Origin of the sequence: Bacillus cereus ATCC 14579 (genome assembly GCF_000007825.1) — a bacterium.
Taxonomy (GTDB): Bacteria; Bacillota; Bacilli; order Bacillales; family Bacillaceae_G; genus Bacillus_A; species Bacillus_A cereus.
In genome coordinates this window covers 2,605,019-2,629,446 of the sequence record NC_004722.1, presented here as the reverse complement: position 1 = coordinate 2,629,446, position 24,428 = coordinate 2,605,019, and the positions used below count along the sequence as shown (strand labels likewise).

Genomic DNA, 24,428 nt, shown 5'->3' with positions numbered 1-24,428 from the left:
TGTAAGTTATCTTCTGACGAATAGGAGCGTGCAGTTATGAACACCTCAGAACGAGCGTCGGCGCACGTCTCGTATACAAACTGGAAAGCAGTTCAGATGTATGTGACGAAGTTACGACAAAGAATTTACCGTGCCGAACAGTTACAGCAACAAAGAAAGGTAAGAAAACTTCAACGCTTACTCATGAGAAGCGAAGCAAACTTACTGTTATCAATTAGACGAGTAACACAGCAGAATAAAGGAAAGCGAACAGCAGGTGTTGATGAACATACAGCCTTGAGTCGCAGAGAAAGAAATCTTCTCTATGAGCAACTCAAAAAGTTAAATACGCTACAACACCGACCAAAACCAGCAAAACGTATATACATTGTGAAGAAAAACGGAAAATTGCGACCGTTGGGCATCCCAACTATAAAGGATAGGGTATATCAAAATATAGTGCGAAATGCCCTTGAACCACAGTGGGAAGCCAGATTTGAAGCTATTTCTTACGGGTTTCGTCCTAAGCGAAGTACCCATGATGCCATACGAAGCATTTTCAATAGAATCAACGGGGGCACAAAGAAGAAATGGATAGTTGAAGGAGATTTTCAGGGCTGTTTTGATCATCTCAACCATGAGTGGATACTCAAACAAACTTCTTACTTCCCAGGAAGAAAACTATTGAAGCGATGGCTCAAGATGGGATACATGGAGCAAAGCTTTTTCGCGGAAACGCAAGAAGGTACTCCGCAAGGAGGAATTATCTCGCCACTTCTCGCTAACATTGCCCTTCATGGAATGGAAGAAACCTTGGGAATTACTTACAAGAAAAACTATAAAGCTAATGATAGTTATATTATGAATCCTGCTTGCAAATTTACCCTTATCCGTTACGCAGATGATTTTGTGGTCTTAACGGAGACAAAAGAACAAGCACTCTCTGTATATATGAGACTTCGTCCCTACTTAAAGGACAGGGGATTGGAATTAAGCCCTGAAAAGACGAAGGTTACACATATTGAGGAAGGATTTGAGTTCCTAGGATTCTTGATTCGGCAGTACCAAACTGAACAGGGGAATAAACTGTTCATCAAACCAAGTAAGGGCAGTAGACAGAAAGCGAAGAAGAAAATTGGAGATACTTTACGTGTCATGAGGGGTCAACCCATCGGAGAAATCATCCGAGTGCTTAATCCTATTATCAGAGGATACGGGCAATACTGGAAACATGTCGTTTCTAAGAAAATCTTTGGTACAATGGATAGCTATATCTATTGGAGAATCGGCAAACATCTTCGACAGCTCCATCCAAAGAAGTCGTGGAAATGGATATATGCAAGATATTACAGGCATCCACATCATGGTGGAAATGCTTGGACACCAACCTGCCCGAAAACAAATATCCAACTCTTACATATGTCATGGATTAAGATTGAGAGACACAACATGGTGAAATTCAAAAATAGTCCTGATGACCCAACATTGAAAGAATACTGGGAAAAAAGAGACCGTAAGGTATTTGATACGGAAAACACGATGGATAGAATGAAGCTGGCTAGAAAACAAGGTTACCGCTGCGCTATCTGCAAAACTCCACTACAAAACGGGGAAAAGGTAGTCGTAAAAGACATGCCTGTTCCGCAACACCTCATATTGTCTAATTTAAACTTAAAATTAGTTCACTTACCTTGCCTATACTAAAGGGACTGAAATCGGATAAAAAGAAGGCTTGAGCCGTATGATGGGAAACTGTCACGTACGGTTCTGAGGGGAGTTGGGGGCAGCGATGCCCCCCGCTTACCCGACTAAATAAGCTGTCCATATGGGCAGCTTATTTTACGTTTTGCTTATCGTGTTTTTTTTCCGAAATGCTGGCGGTACCCCATACCCATCAAGCTAATATTTTATAGTACCCCCTAAACGAAATTTTTATTTTTCTACATTTTGTTATCCTATAATAAGCGTTGATAATAAAAGATTCAAAAACAGGAGCCAACATAAACTAACTAACCAAGGTTTACATACGTAAAAAGGCTCGCTGTTGTTAAACAAGCGAGCTGATTAATTATCTTACATTTACGTGAATCCTGTGTTCTTAAGAAGTGTTTATGACTTCAATTTTATTTCATAATGTGATAGTTGTTTACCTTGATAGTCTTTATCATAAGTATATTGGAATTCTAAGGTCTCCAATACCTTTTTTGATTTATCATTTGTAATTTTAATTCTCGCAATCAGTTTTTTAATTTCCATCGAGTTAGTGGCATATTGTATAGATGCTTTTGCAGCTTCTGTTGCATAACCCCTTCCCCAAAATTCAGGATCTAAAAGATACATAATTTCAACTTCCTCTTCTTTTTGATCTACATATCTTAATCCGCAATGTCCTATAATTTCCCCTGTACATTTATTTAATACTGCCCATACACCAAAGCCATATTGATTCCAATGATCTATAAACTTTTCGACGTACACTTTTGTTTCTTCTTTTGTCATTCCTCTAGATGCTGCAAGCCATGTACCGACCATATCTTTTTTTACGATACTATAAATATCATCAATATCTTCTAAGCCTATTTTTCTCAAATAAAGCCGATCTGTTGTAATTGTTTTTTCGTCTATTTTTACATTCATACAACTCACTCCTTTAGACAGTAATCAATAATTCTTTTTCAGTCCATTTTTCCCTATAATAACTATTACTGTAGTTTCGAAATAAAGTTTACTCATTTTTCAGGCTTTCTTATTCTCTATTCGAAATTACAAATAAATAACTAATATTTTTACACCATTTAGCTAACGTCACTTGAACTTTGAATATATTATCTAAAAGTTTGAGATTTCTCTTTCGGAATACTTAATATTTCCCAGCCTGAACCTTTTATTTGTTTACCAATGTATAAAATTTGACCTAAATGATTGCTACAATGCGCTATTTCAATTTGAATTGCTTCTAGGACGGTTAATGGATTATTTCTAATTGTTATAGTCTTTATTAAGTCTTCTGTTTGTAACTCTTTAATTGCTTTAAATAAAAGAAACCGCCCATTTTCCCAAATTTCAATTAATTCTTTTTTTCAATGACCGTATCGAGAAATTCACCATCACGATCCCTATATTCTTTTTCGCCATCTGTTGTTAAGAAATTAGTCCACCTTGAATGCATATTTCCACTCAGATGTTTTATAATGATTGCAATACTATTAGATTCACTGTTAGGACGCCAATGTAAATCTCGCTCTGTTAACTGATCTATAGCTTTCTCAGCACGTTTTTTTATGTGCTCAAATTGAAAAATTACTGTAGATAGAAACTTTTCTTCTACTGAACTCATAAAACTTCCTCCTTTTGGTTATAGTAGTCAATTTTATTGATAAGTACTTATTTTTTTTGATTGTATCAATTAGTAACAGTAATTCTTTTAAATCATCAATTATGTATTCATCTGTAAATGGATTTTCCCAAAACGCATCTTTCTTCCATATTGCATTCATTCCCACATTTCGAGCTCCTATTACATCATTTTCTGGATGATCCCCTATGTATACGCTTTCTTCGGGGGTAACACCTAATCTTTCTAAAGCTCTCATAAAGATTTCAGCTTGAGGTTTTTTAATTCCCTCTTGTTCAGACACTAAAATGGTATCCATGTATTTCTCAATTCCTAAGGCTTGGATATTTAGGAGTTGAAAATCAGTGAATCCATTTGTAATCATGCCTAATAATATGCCTTTGTCTTTCAACTCTTTTAGTACATGCTCCATGTTAGAAAAAGGAATACAGTGATGTTGAAAGTTGTTTATGTAATCCTCTAATAATTGCTCCCATGTTAAATCGGAAATAGAATGCTCTTGGAGTAATTGTTGGTATACCTTGTCCTTCCAAACGTATCCCTTATTATCTAACTCAATAAATCGAGATACATATTGTTCTTCAGGTATATGTTTTAGTTTATTGATATGCCTCTTATATTGTTCTTTAATAAAGAGTTTAAGAGAACTATCCCTATCTAATAAAGTTCCATCTAAGTCGAAGATAACTGCTTTAATCATGTATTCTCCCCCTTTTTATCTAAATATAACATAAAAAGGTATTTTATCCCTTTTCTAGACTTTGTTTTCTCAAAAATAGTTTGGGTGAAATATTAAATAACAGAGAGAATTTATTTTTTAATCATTTTATTATTCTATTAAAGAGTGGCACCATCACTATCAGGCTAAGGTTTTACACTATCCATAAAACCAAAAAGACGTTATTCTTTCTGTAGAATTATAGGAAAAGATGGCGTATTTTATGGAGTTTTCGATTCATGACGAACTTCAACCGATTGCCGAAGAATTACAAAGACATATGTCTCCTCGTGTTCTAGAACACCTAGCTAAAGAAAAAGGGTTTGTTCAGCGAAAGAGTAAATATCAGGAAAAGGAATTAGTTGCTTTATGTGTATGGCTTAGCCAACAGGTTGCAAGTACATCACTCACTCAATTATGCAGCTATCTTGAAGTATCTACAGGTGTTCTTATCAGCCCTGAAGGACTTAACCGACGATTTAATGCTTCTGCAGTACAGTTGCTAGAACAAGTTCTAGCTAATCTTCTAACTCAACGAATTCATTCAACAAAAGAAATAATTCATCAATATACCACGACCTTTAAGCACATTCGGATTCTGGATTCTACAACATTTCAGCTTCCAGATAAATTTTCTTCACATTATCAAGGTTCAGGTGGAAGTAGCCATACGGCAGGAGTCAAAATTCAATTGGAGTATGACCTATTGAGTGGAAAGTTTCTGCACGTTTATGTAGGGGAAGGAAGAGAAAATGATAAAATATTTGGTTCAACAAGCCTACAAATTATTCGACCAAAAGACTTGTACATAAGAGATTTAGGCTATTTCGACTTACATGACTTACAGAAAATCCATGATAAAGGAGCTTACTATATCTCACGTTTGAAATTAAATTCTCGAATCTATTGTAAGAATGATAAGCCAGAGCATTTTCGAAATGGGACTTGTAAAGAAAGGATCACTCTATATTCAGTTAGATATGGAAGAACTCATGAATCAATTGTCTCCTGGTCAAACAATAGAGGTTTCAGAGGCATACATTGGACAGCACCAAAAATTACCAGCTCGTGTTATTATTCATCGATTAACAAAGGAACAAACAGAGAAAAGGTTGAAGGAACAAGCCAAAAAAGAAAAGAAGAAAGGTATTACATACAAAGAGCGAAGTAAGCGGTTGAGTGGGATCAATGTGTATATTACGAATCTTCCTGCAGAAAATGTTCCAACGGAACATATCCATGACTTGTATTCATTACGCTGGCAAATTGAAATTTTGTTCAAAACATGGAAATCTTTCTTTCAAATTGACAAGTGTAAAGAAATCAAGAAAGAACGCTTAGAATGCCATTTATATGGACAACTCATTAGTATGTTACTCTGTTCATCGACGATGTTTAAAATGCGTCAGTTACTCTTGGATAAGAAAAAGAAAGAGTTAAGTGAATACAAATCCATCTATATGATAAAGAATTATTATCTATTGTTTTATGAGGGACTACAGAAGGGCAGCCATGAATTATTAAAAGTTTTACTGCGTTTGTTTTACCTTTTAGAGAAAAACGGAAGAAAATCTCACCGGTACGAAAAGAAAACCGTCTTTGATATCTTAGGTGTTGTGTATGATTATATGTTGTCAAAAAGTTTCAAGGCTGCATAATATTTTTTAAAATGCCTAGTTAATAGGTTTATTTGTTATGCACATCTTTAGTGTAGTCGTAGAAATTTCAAAAAACACATTCACATATACCCTTTTGTCCACCTTAGGTTGATGGCGATGTGGCGATACCCCTCTGTAGAAATAACGCCCCTTAGTGGAGCAAGATTTTGATTGACTGCAAAAAGCCCAGAAATCGTTGTTGTTGCAACGGCACCTAGCACTCCGACAAATAACACACCCATCTGATATTTCATTTTTTCACCCTTTCTCATTTCCCGCAAGCTTTAGCAACAAGTCATGGACTTCGGTCGCTTCTAATGTATCTGGAAGTTCAAAATCTTTCCCCGTTACTACAAGTGACACATAATCTCCTTTATCCTTTGCTGGTAAACCGTGAGATCCTTTGATTCGCTCCGGTTCTAGTGGTATTTGGAATGTCTTTGGATTTACAAACAACTCTACCGGATCATAACCAGGCTTTCTATGAATATCTACATTGTATGCAAATTCTGGTGCCTGTTCATCGTTCAACCACCAGTGTATGTGGTTTGATCATTATTTACAAATTCTATTGCTATATGTAAAATTATGATAACGGCTATTTATCAACAATTATTTATGAAATTTTAGTTTAGACTTTTCTGTCTTTCTACACTTGTACAAGGACATAAAATGGATACTTTTTAGACGAGAAAGTATCCATTTTCATGAATATCTTTTGTTACTTATGTAGAATTAAATTAAATTTTAGTTGGATTTCACATTTAATTAGGTTTTACTATTTAGTTTTGTTTCAAATTCAGTTAAATTAGTTGAAGCCTTACTAAACTTTGGTCCAGAAAGTTTAGTAAGGCTTCGTACTTATGTCATTCTGTCTTCTATTGGAGCTACACCTCGTATCTCTTGTAATATAGAATTTGCTGCAGTTTCTCTATAAAATTCTTCAACTATATTTTTCAAATAAATACAATTTCTTTATTCCTTGAATAAAATCAATAACTCGGCATACAATATCTATGCATCTAGATTATTACCTCTGTATCGAGCAGTTAGACTGGGCTAACTGCCTTTTTGAGTTTTTCCGAATGAAATTCTAAATTATGTGTTCACGAGTAACGATAGTAGATAAAGAAACAGGAATTCATCATTTAATTAGTTTGAGTGGATATGCAGGGGAAATTACTCCGTTATTGTATAAGGAAGGAAAAACAATGATAAAATCAAATACTGAATAACACAATTCATCTTATTCAACTATATGGTAGCTTTAGTTCCACAAGAAAATAAACACCTTTATTATCTGTTTTGATTTCAGAAATAAAACTGAACTTAATCTTTTTTAAGAGGAGATACTACAATTTAAGCAGTGCCTCCTTTACGTTTTTATAAGTGAGTTTTAATGACCTTATTGTTTCTATTCATTATGTCTAATGCTATAGATGGCCTGATACAGCTTAATTCACAGTGACCTCTGTAATTTTGTTTTTCCTTTTCCTTTTCTTCTAGGACTGAGCAGTTAGTTTTTTGCTGGGTAATCTTTTATATTAACTTGCTTGTCACCATTTAAAGGGGCAAGCATATATTACGGATATGTAGCTATTAACTCATAGGGTCTTCTTTTAAAGAGCACTTGTACCTAGTGCTCTTTTTAGTTTCCTTATTTAGCTCATTTTTAACTTTACATAATATTTTTAATTCTGTTTATACTATAGTTGTAACTTAAAGTTACAACGTATTGTGGGTATCTTTATTGTTGGACAATAAAGCAGTTAGTTCATTGAGCTAGCTGTTTTATTATTTAAATAATAACAACATGAAACCTCCCCCTATAAATTTTTACTCATAACATCATTAGTTACTATATTTTGGTTTTATTTCCCGCTTTTCCAGCATATTTTTTAAGAAGGGTGTTTAGCTAAAAAAGTTACCTCCTTATCGATGAGCACTCACTTATGTAGTGCTCCTTTTCATGCTGTACAATTCTGTTTTACTTGTATAATTATATATAGTTTCTTTTTTGAACCTCCCACATTCTTTTTTTCAAGTTGCAATGAAACAGTTAGCTTTTTTCTAACTATCCTTTTTTTATTTTTCACTTTTTAGTTAAACGTACATATATTAACTTTGAACAATGGCCAATAGGATACTTAACCTACCTCTCTAAGAGCACATTTATATGTGTGCTCTTTTTTGAGTCACTTTAAAATAACGATTTTGTTTAGTTATCATTTGATTAATCATATTTAAAATTTTTTAACATATCTTAATTTTAACCAGGAATTACACTACCCCCCAGTAGATCTGTAGTTCCTGTAATTGAGCCTATAACTCTGATTAGAACCTGTTATAAACAACAGGTTCTATTTATCGTCATTCTTCATCCCCATCGTTGCGATAGGTAAGACTTTGAAGTTATCTCCATCTTTTGCCCCACTTAACACTGTACGTGCGAATTTCACTACATTCAAATACCTCTAGGCTACATTAAGCAATACAAACATTATTAATGTATTCATTTCTAGCTTGAAGATAAAAAAATTCATGATTCCACATATTTATATTCTCTATCCATTTTGGATACTTTAAAAATGGATACTTATTTTATACATATTTTACTTGTATGATTTTAATCAAAATGTGAGGTGGTCGTTTATGATAAAAGGCTATGCAGCATTGCTTATTATAGATGTACAAGTGGGTTCATTTAAAGAAGAAAGAATGCTATATAAAGGAATTGAATTATTAAAAAACATTCAATTGTTAATCCATAAAGCTCGTACTGTTCAAGCGCCTATTTTTTACATGAAGTTTAATGGGAAAACAGGCTCTTTATTAGAGCGTGGAAATCCCGAATGGGCAATTCATGAAACAAGTCTTCAACAAGAATTGAATAAAAGGGACATCGAACACATTGTGATTACAGGCGTTCAGTCTGAAATATGTATAGACGCGACGTGTCGACGTGCATATAGCTTAGGGTATAATGTTACTCTTGTTGAAGATGGGCATAGTACATATGACACTACATTATTATCGGCATCCCAAATTATTAAGCATCATAACGATATAATAGGTGAATGGTTTGCTAATTTGAAAAAAGCTCAGATAATTGAATTTTAATTAATCTTGAATAAGTTTTTCTTGATAGATATAGTACGAATCATTTAAATTTAGCTAAGGTATTAGTCCTGTTCCTCATTATTAAATATATGTTTTACTATATGCGATAATGTAATAATTATATTCTAAGAATTAAATACCCCTTTTAGGGCTACAGACACACCGCTATCAAGCAACAAAAATCTTATTTTTTCATTTTGGGGTAATTCTAAATTCTTAAGTTGATGGGCATGTGGTGCTATCCAAAAGTCAAAATAAACAAAGTAGAGAAACAAATGCAGTTTTATAAATCAACGCTTGTGTCCCTGGGATTTCCTTTAATGTTAATATTAACCGGTTTAAAATAGCCCCTTGTTACTATAAATTCCTTCCAATGATTAAGGAAGGAATTTATAGTTCAATTATACATGTTCCTTTTGATTGTTTATATGCATATCGTATTTTGACCAAAACTATATGCAAATGAGGTGAAAAAATGCCCATTACAAATAGATTTTCTACCACCACTAACGGGGCACTTGCGATTACAGGGAACACACTAGGTTTAAGTAAAATTAGTAACCAAAACCGTGCTGGTACTATCGGGGCAATTGGTGCATTCGTAACTACGAATACTGCTTTACAAGTACCTACTTTTCCTGCTGGTACAACGTTAAACTATACACAAAATAGTTCTACTGCTATTTTAAATATCCCTGCTGGTAGTACGATTCTTTACGCAGAACTCGTTTGGGGCGGAAACTACTTATCTCGTGATCAAAATATTACGAGTGTATTAGGCAACCCTGTTTCTTTTACAACACCTGTGTCAACATACTCAATTACCCCTTCAGCAGTTACAGCTTCTAATCAAACATTCGTTTCTGGTTCTGTCACATTTGGATTCTATACACGATCCGCAGATGTAACTTCCCTCGTTCAAGCTGGAGGATCAGGCTCTTATACAACCGGTTCTGTCCCTGGACTCGTTGATCCTTTAGATGCTTCTAACGGAGCTATCAATTCTTCTGGATGGACGCTTATCGTCGCTTATCAAAACGGGACATTACCTGCAAGAAACTTAACCATTTATGTAGCTGGTAATCGTGTTTCTGCTGATACTGGTAGTGCAGATGTAGCTGTTTCAGGATTTTTAACACCTTCAGGAGGGCCTGTAAGCGGGAGATTATTTTTAAGTTCTACTGAAGGAGATGCTGATTTAATTGGGGATCAGGCTCTATTCGGACCAAATTTCAGTTCATTAAATGCTTTATCTGGGCCAAATAATGCTGTAAATAATTTCTTCGGTTCTCAAATTAATAATGCCGCTGGAAACTTAGATACAACTGGGACATTTGGAACCCGAAATCAAAGTGCTTCTACAGGTACAAACATCTCCGCAGGAAGACAAGGCTGGGACATTACTTCTATTGATATTTCTCCTTATTTAACAAATTCCCAAGTCTCAGCTGCAATCCGTTTAACAACTAACGGAGATGCATATATGTTAAATACAGTCGGGTTACAAATTAATATAAACTCACCAAATATACAAGCAACGAAAAGCGTGAATAAAAGCGTCGCGGCAATTGGAGATGTTCTCACTTACACCGTTACGATCCCTAATACCGGGCTGCTTCCCGCCAATAACGTTATTTTTATGGACAGTCTTCCTAACGGCACTTCCTTTATACCTGGCACTGTAACGGTAGATAACGTACCACAAACAAATGCAAACCCAGCTGCTGGTATATCTCTTGGAACAATTAATAATGGTGCTTCTCGTACAGTAACTTTCCAAGCAACTGTCGTTTCTCTTCCAAGTCAAAATCCTATCTCTAACACTGCTAATATTACATTTCAATATACACCAATTGCCGGAGGAACAACTTTTAACGGTCTTGCAACAAGCAACTCTGCTGGAACACAAATTAACCTGGCAGATATTAATGGAACAAAATCAGTTAACAAACTTTTTACCGATATTGGTGAAACATTAACTTACAGTATTGCCTTAGCTAATATAGGAAATATCGCTGCAACAAATGTTATATATACGGACCCGATTCCTAGCGGGACTACTTTCATTCCAGGGAGTGTAACTGTGAACGGAGTTACTCAAGCTGGCGCAAATCCCGCTAATGGTATATCAATTGGATCCATTGCCGCAAATTCTACTACTACTATTTCATTTCAAGTATTCGTTCCTTCTATTCCGCAAACAAATCCAATATTAAATAGTGGTACAACAATTTATCAATACACTCCTGTACCAAATCAACCGGCAGTAAGCGGGACTGATACGACCAATATCGTATCTACTCAAGTGAATAACGCTACTGTAACAATGGCAAAAGCAGTAGATAAAAATTTTGCAGATATTGGTGATACACTAACGTACACCGTTTCCTTTACAGGTACAGGTAATACAAATGCGAACAATGTTATTTTTACGGATGTCATTCCTACTGGAACAACTTTCGTTCTAAACAGTTTAACAATAGATGGCACGACACAAGTGGGCGCAAATCCCGCTAGCGGTGTGAACATTGGATCCATCCCAAGCGGCACAATAAAAACTGTTGCATTTCAAGTAGTAGTAAACACAATACCCGCGTCAAATGTCGTATCTAACGGATCAAGCGCTTCTTATCAATATACCGTCAACCCTAGCCAATCTCCCGTTACAAAAAACATTTCTTCTAATCTCGTTTCCACTCAAATTAACAATGCGAATTTAACATTAACAAAATCAACTAACAAACAATTTGCCACAATTGGCGAAACGATAAGTTATACAATCCTTATTACAAACAGTGGAAATGCAACCGCTAATAACGTTCAACTAACAGATCCACTTCCAAACGGAACGATATTGACTCTTGGTACTGTAACACTAAACGGAGTTTTGCAGAATGTAGATTCTCTTGTTGCTTTACCTATCGGCACAATTCCTGGTGGAGCTACTTTTACCTTATCCTTTCAAGTAACAGTCATTAACATTACTGCCCAAAACCCTATTATTAATAACGCTTTCGCCTCTTATATTTACACTGTAAATCCAAGTTTGCCACCGACTTCAAAAACAGCAAATTCTAATTCTGTTACATCAACAATTAGACTAGCAAATCTCCATGTTAATAAATCTGTAGATAAAACGTTTGCGGAAGTTGGCGATGTATTAACTTACACCTTTGCTCTTACTAACGATGGAAATGTTGCAGCGAACAATATATTACTATCTGATTCAATTGCGAATGGAACCGCCTTTGTCCCAAACAGCGTTATAGTTAACAGTGTTACTCAGCCAGGCGTTACACCAGCTAGCATCAATATTGGTAGCATCAATGCTAATACTACAATTACAGCTTCATCCCAAGTAGTAATAACTAGCATTCCAAATCCAAATCTTATTTCAAATAGCGCTTCCATCTCCTATAACTTTATCGTTGATCCAAACACTTTACCTGTAAGTAAGAACTCTACTTCAACCTCTACATTTACTCAAGTAAACGATGCAAATGTCATTTCAGCCAAAACAGTGGATCGAGAGTTCGCTACCGTAGGGGATATATTAACTTATACTGTTACTTTGACGAATGCAGGAAGTGTTTCTGCTGATAGCCCTACTTTCGTAGATACGAATCCAGACGGTACTACTTTTATTCCAAACACTTTTCTTATTAATGGTGTACTCCAAAATAACGCAGATCCAAATATAGGTGTTCCACTACCTTCCATTGCTGCTAATGGCTCACTTACTGTCTCTTATCAAGTAACCGTCACCTCTTTACCAACACAAAATCCAACATTAAATTCATCTAGTACACAGTATAGCTTTATTCTAAATCCGGGCGATCCACCAACTATAGAAACATCTGTAAGTAACACTGTAAGTACACAAATTAATTTAGCAAATGTAGTGATTGTCAAAGAAGTAGATTTAACTATCGCCGATGTCGGGCAACCAATCACATATACAATTTCTTTAGCTAATCTTGGCAATACTACAGCAAATAATGTAGTCGTTACTGATATACTACCTCCTGGTACGACTCTCGTACCAAATAGTATTTTTATAGGCGGTGCTTTACAGCTAGGTGCGGATCCAAGTGTCGGTCTTCAAGTTGGCACAATTCCAGCAGGCGGAATTACAACTATTGTCTTCAAAATTAGTACGAATGGGATACCTTCACCAAATCCAGTGCAAAACAGTGCTGCACTTCAATATAGCTTTATCGCAGATCCAAATTTACCTGCTGTTGTGAGAAATGCTACTAGTAATATAGTAACGACACAAATTAATACTGCTAATATTGTTGCTACAAAACTCACAAGCACAAACTTCGCTGATGTTGGTGATGTCATACTATATGCAACTATTTTAACAAATAACGGGAATATCTCTGCTACTAATGTAACGTTTACAGATATCATTCCAGCGGGTACCCTCTTCATTCCTAATACTGTAACGATTAATAATGTCCCTGTAGCTAACGCAAATCCTGCCACCGGCATTTCAATTGGTACGATAGGAGCGAATTCATCACGCACCGTTGCATTTCAAGTTTTTGTACCAACTATCCCTGCTGTAAACCCAATTACAAATCAATCAAGCACAACATTCCAATATACGTATGATCCATCCAAACCTGCTGTGATGCAGATGGTTGCTTCTAACACTGTACAGACAACTATTAATAACGCCTCAATTGCCGCTACTAAATCTGCAGATAAACAGTTTGCTAACGTAAATGATATTATTACGTACACGACTACTTTAACGAATAACGGGAACACACTTGCATCAAATGTAATATTTACAGATGTAATTCCAAACGGAACATCGTTTATTCCTAATAGTGTTACTGTAAATGGGAATACACTGCCTAATGTCAATCCAGCAAGCGGAATTGCAATCGACCCAATAAATCCGAATGCAAATACAATCATCTCATTCCAAGTACAAGTAAATTCTATCCCGAATCCAAATCCAATCCCGAACCAAAGTAATACAACGTACCAGTATGTCGTAGATCCTAACTTACCTCCAGCATCCGCCAATACGTTAAGTAACGTAATAACAACTCAAATTAATAACGCTACTATTGTCGCTACTAAGTCTGTGAATACACCGACAGCTGCAATTGGTGATATCGTTACCTATACGATTGCAGTTACGAACACAGGAAATATTCCTGCTAGTGCAACTGTTTTAATAGATGGACTTGGTGCAGGGGCTTCATTTATTCAAAACTCCGTAACTATCAATGATGTTCCACAGCCAGGATTAGATCCATCACTTGGTATTCATTTGGCAGATCTCCCGCCAGGAAATAGTGTATTTATTACCTTTGAAGCACAAATTCTAGCAATACCACCTAGTGGTACATTAACAAATAATGCGCTTGTAAATTATGAATATACCGTAAATCCAAACCAATCCCCTGCTGTTGGTAGTACAATTACCAATACGACGGTTACGCCAATTGTTGATGCTACTCTATCTATAAATAAAACCGTCAATTCAACATTTGCTACTATTGGCGATACACTTACTTTCACTTCAACCATTACTAATTCCGGTAACACTACCGCAAGCGATGTTATTTTTACAGATGTCATTCCAAATGGTACAACGTTTATTCCAAATAGTTTTAAGATAAATGGAACAACCATCCCTAATACAAATCCACAAAACGGGATCAATATTGGTAACTTGAATTCAAATGCATCGGTTACACTCAGTTTTCAAGTAAATATTACAACGCTTCCAAATCCGAATCCAATCCCAAACCAATCATCGCTTCAATATAGCTTTATTGTAGATATAAATGAACCGCCAGACTCACGAACAGTTCAGTCTAATAAGACTTTTACACAAGTAAATTCTGCTTCCGTTATCGCAACGAAGACTGCAAGCAATGCCTTTGCTGCTGTTGGAGATACAGTTACGTATACTACTACTCTCACTAATAGCGGAAATACTACTGCAAACACACCTGTTTTTATCGATATATTACCACCTGAACTTTCATTCGTTCCTGATAGCGTACAAATTAATACCATTCCACAACTTGGGTTTAGACCAGATAGCGGGATTTCTTTAGACTCAATTCCAGTTGGAGGAACAACAACAATTAGCTTTCAAGCTATCGTTGGCTCAATACCAGCTACAAATCCAACATTGAACCAATCTAGTACAACATACTCTATCATTGTTGACCCTACCCAGCCGCCGGTGACAGAAACAGCTACAAGTAATCCAACGTTAGTTCAAATTAATGAAGCGATTATTCAAGCAACGAAAAGTGTGGATCGACTATTTTCTGACGTAGCACCTGGAAATTCATTTTTAACGTATACTGTTTTATTGGAGAATATAGGAAACACAACTGCTACGAATATCATTTTTACAGATCCAATTCCAAATAATACAGTGTTTATAGAGGATAGCGTTCGAGTAGGCGGGGTTTTATTACCTGGGGTAAATCCAACGAATGGGATACCGATTGGGGATATTATTGCAGGAGATTTTACAAACGTTACCTTCCGTGTGCAAGTAGTTAGCATTCCAAATCCAATTTTCACAATTGGACCTGGGGGGCCAAACTCGCCAGTTATAAATGGCGCTTCCATTGATTATCAATTTATGACAGGACCTAATTTACCACTCGTTTCAAGAAGTACGACCTCCAATCCGGTTTCGACACAAATAAATTCCGGAGAAATTACACTTGTTAAATCTGTAGATAAAACTTTCGCAACAATTGGCGATACAATTTCTTATACGATTACATTAAGTAATCCTGGAAATGTCACTTCACAAAATATAATTTTCACAGATATTTTACCTGACGGAACGACATTCATATCTGGCACTCTTACAAACGATTCTGGTACACAGCAGATCGGAAATCCAGCGAACGGGATTCAGATTGAAAATATAAACCCAAATGGAACGGCTGTGATTACTCTCAACGTACTTGTTACAAACATTCCAAGTATAAATCCAATTTCTAATTCTAGTTCTGTGCAATTTTCACATGTGGTCGACCCTAGCCAACCTTCCGTATCACAAACGAATGTATCTAATGCGGTTTCGACAACTATTAATAGTGCAATTTTAGCAACCCAAAAAAGTGCTGATAAATCTATAGTGTCAGTTGGAGATACAATTACGTATACAACTACTATTACAAATACAGGAAATACAGCCGCAACGAATATTACTTTCACAAGCGCTATTCCAGCTAGCACTACCTTTATACCAAATTCATTCACGATAAATGGCGTTCAGCAATCTGGTGCGCAACCAGCACTTGGAGTAACTATACCAAGTATCGCTCCTGGTGAAACAGTAACCGTTACTTTCCAAGCAAATGTTCTTTCTGTTCCCCCTTCAAGTTCAATTATGGGTAATGACACAATTTTATATTCTTATACTGTCGATCCAAACGGAACTCCTATTACAACTTCTACTTCAACGAATATCGTTACAAACCCGGTACTAGATGCTATGATAACAATGATAAAATCGGTAGATCAAACACTTGTAACACTAGGTGATACCATTACCTATACGACAATTTTAACGAATAGTGGTAATACAAACGCAACTAATATTACGTTCACTGACCTTATACCAGATGGTACAACGTTTATTACTGATAGCGTTACAATAGATGGCATCACACAAATTGGTCTTAATCCTAATACAGGTATAACGATTGGAGCAATTGCTCCAAATAGCTCAATATCTATAGCATTTCAAGTGACCGCTACTTCGACTCCTGTTCAAAATCCTATTGCCAATTCCGCTACTGCTTCTTACACATTTATCGCTGATCCAAATGCACCGATTGTTTCAAGAAATGTTACTTCAAACTCAGTATTCACTACAATTAATACAGCTACCATTCTTTCATCTAAACAAGTTGATAAATCATTTAGTCATATCGGGGACACACTCACTTATACTGTTACCTTAACAAACAACGGAAATTCATCTGCACAAAATGTTATATTCACAGATACCGTGCCGAGTGGAACAGCATTTATTGCAAACACATTTTCTATTAATGGCGTTCCTCAAAGTGGGGCGGATCCAACAAACGGTGTAAATATTGGGCCTATAACAGCTGGGTCTACAGTAAATGTTTCTTTCCAAGTAAACGTAACCTCATTACCAACCGAAAACCCAATTGTAAATTTCTCATCAACATCTTATCAATTAGTCTCACCGCCTGATGCAGAAACTTCAATTAGTAATCCCGTTTCAACGCTAATTAAAGAAGCTATATTATCCATGACGAAAAATGAAAGTGTCTCCTTTGCAGATATTGGGCAAACTGCTTTTTATACTACTTCTATTTCGAATATAGGAAATACGGATGCAACTAATATAGTATTTACAGATGCATTACCAAGTGGACTCACATTTGTTCCTAACACATTAACTGTTGATGGTGTTTTACAACCTGACGCGAATCCAAATACAGGTGTATTACTTGCAACACTTCCACCAAATGAAATATATAGTATCGTATTTCAAGTTACGGTTAACAGTATCCCACCTATTAATCCTGCACCAAATACAGCAGCAACGACGTATGAGTTTACTGTTGATCCTGTTAATCCTCCCGTTTCAAGTACAGCTAATTCTAACACGACGCTTCTTCAAATAAACAATGCAACTATTATTAGTACAAAAACAGTAAATCTTACTTTTGCCGATGTTGGTAATACAATAACATTTACACTTAACCTTCCTAATACCGGGAATGTAGCTGCAACTGATGTTACCGTTATCGATATTCTTGATAGTAACTTAAGTTTCGTTCCAAACAGTTTCACAGTTAATGGTCAAATTATTCCAAACGCGGATTTATCTACTGGTGTAAATATCGGTTCCATTAATGGTGGTAATACGGCAATCGTCACATTCCAAGCAACTGTCACTACACTTCCTACACTTAATCCAATTTCCAATTCTGCTTCTATCACATATCATTATGTTGTTGATCCTAGCCAGCCATCTCTTACAAATTCCAATCAATCTAATACGACGACTACACAAATTAATAGCGCTATCCTTACTGCACAAAAAAATTCAAATGTATCTACGGTAGATATCGGGCAAGATATTATCTACTCCGTTACGATTACAAATATCGGAAATGTTAGTGCGACAAATGTTATTTTTACCGACCTAATTCCAGACGGAACTTCCTTTGAACCGAATAGTTTTACACTTAACGGAACTACCATCCCAAATGCAGACCTAATTACAGGCGTTCCAATTGGTGATATCGCGCCAAACCAGTCTGTCATCGTAGCATTTCATATTAATGCCAATGAAATTCCGCCTATTAACCCAATTACGAATCAAGCTAGCGTTAGCTTTCAACATATCGTTAATCCAGCTAATCCACCAATTTCAAAGAATATTCCTTCTAACAACGTTACAACAAAAATTGAAAGTGCTATTTTAAACACGATTAAAATAGGGGATAAAGCATTTGCAACGATTGGTGATACAATTACGTATACAACTACAATTACGAATACAGGAAATATTCCAGCTAATAATGCTATTTTCTCAGACCCTTTACCAACATGGACACAATTTGTTGCAGGATCAGTTATTGTTGATGGTACTCCGTTACCATCCGCTTCTATCATTGACGGTGTTGGCATAAATACGATCATTCCAAATCAAACTGTAACAATCGTATTCCAAGTACAAATTGTAGGCAATCCAACTACGTTCACTCCTGAACTCCAAAACTTAGGATTTGTGAACTTCCAATATAACGTAGGCAATGCATTAGAGGCTCAGCCTGGCAATGTGGAAACGAACGTCTTCGTTACTTCTATTAATTCAGCAATACTTTCAGCTGTAAAAACCGCTAATACTGCCTTTGCAAACATCGGAGACACAATCACTTATACAGTTTTAATTCAAAATAGCGGCAATACAAACGCTACGAATGTAAATTTCTCAGACCTCATTCCAGCAGGAACGACTTTTGTTGAAAATAGTTTTACTGTAAATGGAAGTACCATTCCAGGTGCAAATCCAAATAACGGGGTTAATATCGGAACCGTTAGCGCGGGTAGTTCCTTACCTGTTACTTTCCAAGTCATAGTTACCTCTACTCCACCTGCAAATCCAATTACAAACGTTGCATCTATTCAATTCGCATTCATCGTTGATCCGACAGCTCCTCCTGTTACAGGCACAATAAATTCTAATAGTGCTTCCACACAAATTAATAACGCTACTGTTACAACTGTTTTAGAAGCAAATCGAACAATCGTATCTATTGGAGATATAATTACGTACACTGCAACATTAACAAACACTGGAAACTTCCCAGCAAATTCTGTATTACTCATTAACGGCGTTCCTGAAGGGGCATTATTTGTTCCAAATAGTGTCACGCTTAACGGGATTTCACTTCCAGATGCAAGTCCAACTCTCGGTATTCCCGTTGGTATTATCGCACCAAGTGATTCCGCTACTATTACGTTCCAATTTCTTGCAAGTTCTATTCCACCACAAGGAGCAATTATAAATCAAGCACTTACAAGTTACACGTATATTGTCGATCCAAGTCAACCTCCTGTTACAGCAACATCTTCATCTAATACGGTTACTACAGCTGTTGTTGATGCATCGCTATCTGTAATTAAAAATACTGATTCTCTCGTACAGTCCACTGACGGTACAATCACTTACACTGTAGTCGTTCAAAATAGCGGAAATACTACTGCAAATACAGTTACTTTAACAGATTCGGTCCCAGAAGGAACTGCATTTATTCCGAATAGCGTGAACATTAATGGCGTTTCAGCTCCAGGTGCCGATCCAAACGTAGGGATCTCATTAAACTCCATTGCACCTTCAGAAATCGTCACCGTCACATTCCAAGTTATCGTTCAATCCATTCCAAGCGTGAATCCAATTTCTAATATAGCCCGTATTGACTATACTTTTATCGCCGATCCAAACGCTCCTATCATCTCTCGAAAAATTACGTCTAATCCAGCCTTCACACAAATTTCGGATGCAAATATCCTTTCTTTAAAAGCAGTCAATGCACAACAAGCAACAACAGGGGATATTTTGACCTATACGATAACGCTTGAAAATACCGGAAATATTCCAGCTACTAATCTCATATTTTCTGATACGATTCCAGAAGGGACTACATTCGTAGAGAATAGTTTTACACTTAACGGAACAGCTATACTTGGTGCAAATCCAAATGTAGGTGTTACTTTGCCTAACCTAGCAGCAAACGCTATTCACCTTATTTCGTTCCAAATTCTTATTAACGATCCATTCTCGCAACAATCGATTACAAATCAATCCAATACAACCTATACAATCCAACCAGATCCAGGGCAACCGCCTATTACTGAAACATCTACAAGTAATATTGTCATTACAAATTTCGTGCAAGCACAATTGACAATTACAAAAACGTCCAATCCAATAACTGTAGATATCGGCGGAACTATACTTTATATTTCTGAAGTGAAAAATACTGGAAATGTTGATGCAATCAATATTATTTTCACAGATTCTATTCCAACTGGGACTACATTCGTTCCCGATAGTGTCACAATTAACGGTGCTCTACAGCCAGGTGTAAATCCAGAAAACGGAATACCAATTGGAACGATTCCACCAAATAGTTCCAAAACGATACTATTTCAAGTACAAACAAATAACCCACCTACTGAAACCGAAATTATAAATCAATCTTCAGCAACGTACCAATATGTAAGTATTCCTACAGCTCCACCAGTGAATCGCTCTGCAACTTCTAATATCGTTACAACATCACTTCAAAATGCAAATATTATTTCTGTTAAAAGCGCGGATGTAAATTTCATATCAATCGGGCAAATGATTACCTACACAAATACACTACAAAATATAGGAACCGTTCCGGCTAACAATACCGTGTTCATTGATAACATTCCAGAAGGTACGATATTCATTGAAGATAGCTTATCAATAAATAATGTCATTCAGCCTGGTGCGAACCCTGAAAATGGCATAACTCTTGGCACGATACAACCAAATGAAACAGTCACTATTTCATTCCAAGTACAACTTACAAGTATACCAGAGAATAATACAGTCATTAACATTTCAGACACTTCGTATGAATACCAAATTGATCCTAGTTCTCCCATTATTCAGCGTAGATCGTTATCAAATGCAGTAAACACGGAAGTGCGGACTGCAAATGTCAGTGCAATTAAATCCGCCAATAGATCCATTACACGCATCGGGCAAATCATCACATATACAGTCGCAGTTACAAATGCTGGTACAGTACCTATTACAAATACTCTCCTAATTGACGCAATTGCAGCTGGCACCACATTCGTTCCAAATAGTATCCTTGTAGATGGCATACCGAGACCTAACGAAAATCCAATTACCGGAATCACCCTTGATATTATCCTTCCAAACAATACAATTATCGTTACATTCCAAGTAAATGTAGTCTCTGCACCTTCTCAAAATAACATTAATAATATCGCCGTCATCCACTATGAGTATCAGCCAGACCCAAGCTTACCACCAATTTCAGAAACGACATCTTCCAATACTACAAATATACAATTTATTGATGCCATTCTTATCGCTACAAAATCCACTAATACAGTATTAGCTAATATTGATGAAACCATTGAATATACAGTACTCATTCAAAATAACGGATCCACTACAACTAACTCCATCTTTTTTACAGATACGATAGAGGATGGAACAGTATTTATTCCAGGAAGTGTAATAGTTAATAATACTGTACTTCCTGCAGCAGATCCGAATATCGGCTTTTCCATTCCTAATGTCGCAGCAGGTCAAATGACTACAATAACATTCCAAGTTTCCGTTACGAATTTACCTACTGTAAATCCAACACCTAATACTGCAAACATCGTCTACGACTTTATTTTCAATCCTGACTTTGCACCAATTCAAAAATCTACTACTTCCAATACTACTTTTGTTCAAATTAATGATGCTGACATCGTTTCACTTAAAACTGTTGATTTAACCTCTGTAACGATTGGTGACATTTTAACTTATACAACAACTTTAACGAATACAGGGAATACGGATGCCACTGCTGTTGTATTTACAGACAATATACCTGATGGAACAACCTTTATTGACGGTAGCGTTTTAGTAAATAACATTCCGCAGCTTAACGCCAATCCAAGTGTAGGTATACTTGTAGGAACGATTGCTCCTAACATTTCTATCCCAGTCACATTTTCTGTTACCGTCGTAGCTCTTCCTGCTAGCGGCCATGTTCAAAATCAATCAACTTCTCGTTATACAATAAACGTGGAAGAACAAATATCGACTAGCAATATTACCTCCACTGAAGTTATTTCTGCTAATGTAATTGCGACAAAAACAACGCCTATCCAATATGCTGACCTACAAACTATTATCCCTTATACCATTTCCATTACAAACAATGGGAATATACAAGTAGAAAACATTATTGCTACAGATATCATCCCAGTAAATACGAGCTTTATAGAGAATAGTGTTATCGTGAACGGCAACGCTCGGCCAAATGACAACCCTCTTAACGGTATACAAATTGATACCATTCCACCTAATACGACAGCAACTATTCTATTCCAAGTACGGGTTACTTCGATTCCACAAACAAATCCAATCTCTAACACGAGTACAATTAAATATGAATACACGGTACCAGATCGACCACCTATTACCGAAACTATTATTTCATCAGCTGCCGCAACAGAAATTAATCACGCAAATTTGAATAGTAATAAAGCTGTTGACCTTGCATTTGCAACGGTTGGTGATACGTTAACGTATACGATTACACTAAATCAAACCGGTAATGTTGCAGTAAATGATGTAATCATTCAAGATATTATTCCTCAAGGTACTACGTTTATAGAAAATAGCGTCATTGTAAACGGAGAAACTCTTCCAGGAGTGAATCCAGTAAGCGGCATACCAATTGGTACTATAATTGTAGGTGGAGGCGCTATCGTTTCATTCCAAGTAACTGTGACTTCTATTCCAACACCAAATGAACTAAACAACAACGCAATTACTACTTTTAATTATATAGTCAACCCAAATAACGTACCTGTTACAAATACGACTACAACAAACACGGTCACAACTACTGTCCAAAATGATAATGTCATTGCGATAAAAGCTGTTGATTTCACAAGTGCCTTACCCGGTCAAACTTTAACGTATACCATCACGATTACTAATAATGGTAATATCATTATCGAAGACCTTCTTTTAGTAGACACAGCACCAGCAGATACGACATTTGTTATTGGTAGTGTTACGATTAATGGAATCAATCAACCTAATGCGAATCCGGAAAATGGTATTACGTTAGGAAATCTTGCTCCTAATGACTCTGTCATTATTACGTTCCAAGTGACAATATCTTCTTCTACTCTTCAACCTACAATTAATAACGATGCTACTGTTTCCTATACCGTTATCATTGATCCAGATGAACCACCTATTACAATTACAAAGCAAACAAATACCGTTACAACAACATTAATCGAGCCAATAATTAACATTGAGAAAACAGCAGACAAATCTATCGTCGTTATAGGAGATGTTATTACATTCACATTAGAGATATTTAATGATTCTACAATTCCGACAATCAGTACTTCTGTTATAGACACAATTCCAGCTGGTACAACATTTATAGAAAACAGCGTAACCATTAACGGCACTCCCGTTCCGAATGTTCGTCCAGACACTGGTATTAATATTGGTTCTTTATCTGCAGGTACAGTAGCAACTATAACATTTCAAGTCCTCGTAACTTCTATTCCTTCAAACAGTACAATTATAAATTCTGCAACAGTTACCGCTGCTTTTCAATTGACACCACAGGATCCAATTATTACTTTCATTGTTAATTCAAATATTGTTCGTATACCAGTTCAATTTATAACTGCAACAGTCACGAAAAATGCTTCCGTCAGCTCAGCTTATTTAAATCAATATTTTGATTACAAGGTACGCATTACAAATACTTCCAAAATTTCACTCTCAAATATTTCGTTACAAGATACTATTCCAGCAGGTTTACAATTTATAAACGGCACTGTCTTTATTAACGGTGAACGCTCTCCACTAGCGAATCCGAATATCGGTTTCCTAGTTGCCACTAATTTAGAGCCAAACGAAACAATTATCGTGTTATTCACAGTACAAGTAATAAGTCCACCTGTTAATAATGAGTTTAAAAATACGGCCAATATTTCGTTACAACTTCAAGTCTCGCCTACCGATCCACCAATTACAGTAACCGTTACAAGTAACGAGAACATCGTCACCTTTGTTCCAGAAAATCCAGATGAAACACTTCCAAATTTAAATTGCTTCTTTGACGGTGAACGCTTCATTCGCATTACTCCTCGAAATATAAGAAGTTACCTTTGGGCTTGGATTTGGTGGCAGTAATTAAATAAAAAATAAAAAGCTTGTAATTTGGATGTTATCCAAATTACAAGCTTTTTTGACATGGTACCTCTAGTTACTTAATCTATTTCA

General features: G+C 36.1%; 8 protein-coding genes and 2 pseudogenes. 5 read left to right on the top strand and 5 right to left on the bottom strand.

The genetic code is table 11. The features are described 5' to 3' along the window. The first annotated feature begins 36 nt into the window (after positions 1-36). A complete protein-coding gene (gene ltrA / locus BC_RS13240; RefSeq protein WP_001097733.1) occupies positions 37-1,683 on the top strand; it encodes a group II intron reverse transcriptase/maturase in 1,647 nt (548 codons plus the stop codon). Between the two features lie 405 nt (positions 1,684-2,088). On the opposite strand, the gene BC_RS13235 is transcribed toward ltrA, so the two are convergent. The 3 genes and pseudogenes from BC_RS13235 to BC_RS13225 form a co-directional block, all read right to left on the bottom strand. Continuing rightward, complete coding sequence (locus BC_RS13235; RefSeq protein ID WP_001101141.1) at positions 2,089-2,616, bottom strand: GNAT family N-acetyltransferase; 528 nt, start codon at positions 2,614-2,616, stop codon at positions 2,089-2,091. A gap of 188 nt (positions 2,617-2,804) precedes the next feature. Beyond that, positions 2,805-3,316 (bottom strand): annotated as a pseudogene (locus tag BC_RS13230) (DUF1572 family protein). Further along, the gene (locus tag BC_RS13225; protein WP_000588494.1) at positions 3,267-4,034 is read right to left on the bottom strand and encodes an HAD family hydrolase; all 768 of its coding nucleotides are present in this window, start codon (positions 4,032-4,034) and stop codon (positions 3,267-3,269) included. The pseudogene BC_RS13230 and the gene BC_RS13225 overlap by 50 nt, the downstream one beginning before the upstream one ends. A gap of 241 nt (positions 4,035-4,275) precedes the next feature. Here BC_RS13225 and BC_RS13220 point away from each other — a divergent pair. Next, positions 4,276-5,710 (top strand): annotated as a pseudogene (locus tag BC_RS13220) (IS4 family transposase). A gap of 80 nt (positions 5,711-5,790) precedes the next feature. Here BC_RS13220 and BC_RS13215 read toward each other — a convergent pair. Together BC_RS13215 and BC_RS13210 are read right to left on the bottom strand one after the other, a co-directional pair. Then, positions 5,791-5,964 (bottom strand): hypothetical protein, encoded by a 174-nt coding sequence (locus BC_RS13215; RefSeq protein WP_000877140.1) that lies wholly within the window; start codon positions 5,962-5,964, stop codon positions 5,791-5,793. A gap of 4 nt (positions 5,965-5,968) precedes the next feature. Then, entirely contained in the window at positions 5,969-6,241 is a 273-nt protein-coding gene (locus BC_RS13210; RefSeq protein ID WP_000997500.1) for a hypothetical protein, read from the bottom strand. Positions 6,242-6,810: 569 nt separating this feature from the next. On the opposite strand from BC_RS13210, the gene BC_RS28045 reads away from it, so the two are divergent. The 3 genes from BC_RS28045 (at position 6,811) to BC_RS13200 (ending at position 24,338) form a co-directional block, all read left to right on the top strand. Then, positions 6,811-6,945, top strand: coding sequence for a DUF6440 family protein (locus BC_RS28045; RefSeq protein WP_002025869.1), 135 nt, complete (start codon positions 6,811-6,813; stop codon positions 6,943-6,945). A 1,417-nt stretch (positions 6,946-8,362) separates the two neighbouring features. After that, positions 8,363-8,830: an isochorismatase family protein gene (locus BC_RS13205; RefSeq protein ID WP_000589749.1), complete on the top strand. Its 468-nt coding sequence runs from the start codon at positions 8,363-8,365 to the stop codon at positions 8,828-8,830. 475 nt (positions 8,831-9,305) lie between these two features. Continuing rightward, positions 9,306-24,338 (top strand): DUF7507 domain-containing protein, encoded by a 15,033-nt coding sequence (locus tag BC_RS13200; protein WP_001123142.1) that lies wholly within the window; start codon positions 9,306-9,308, stop codon positions 24,336-24,338. Positions 24,339-24,428: the final 90 nt, after the last annotated feature.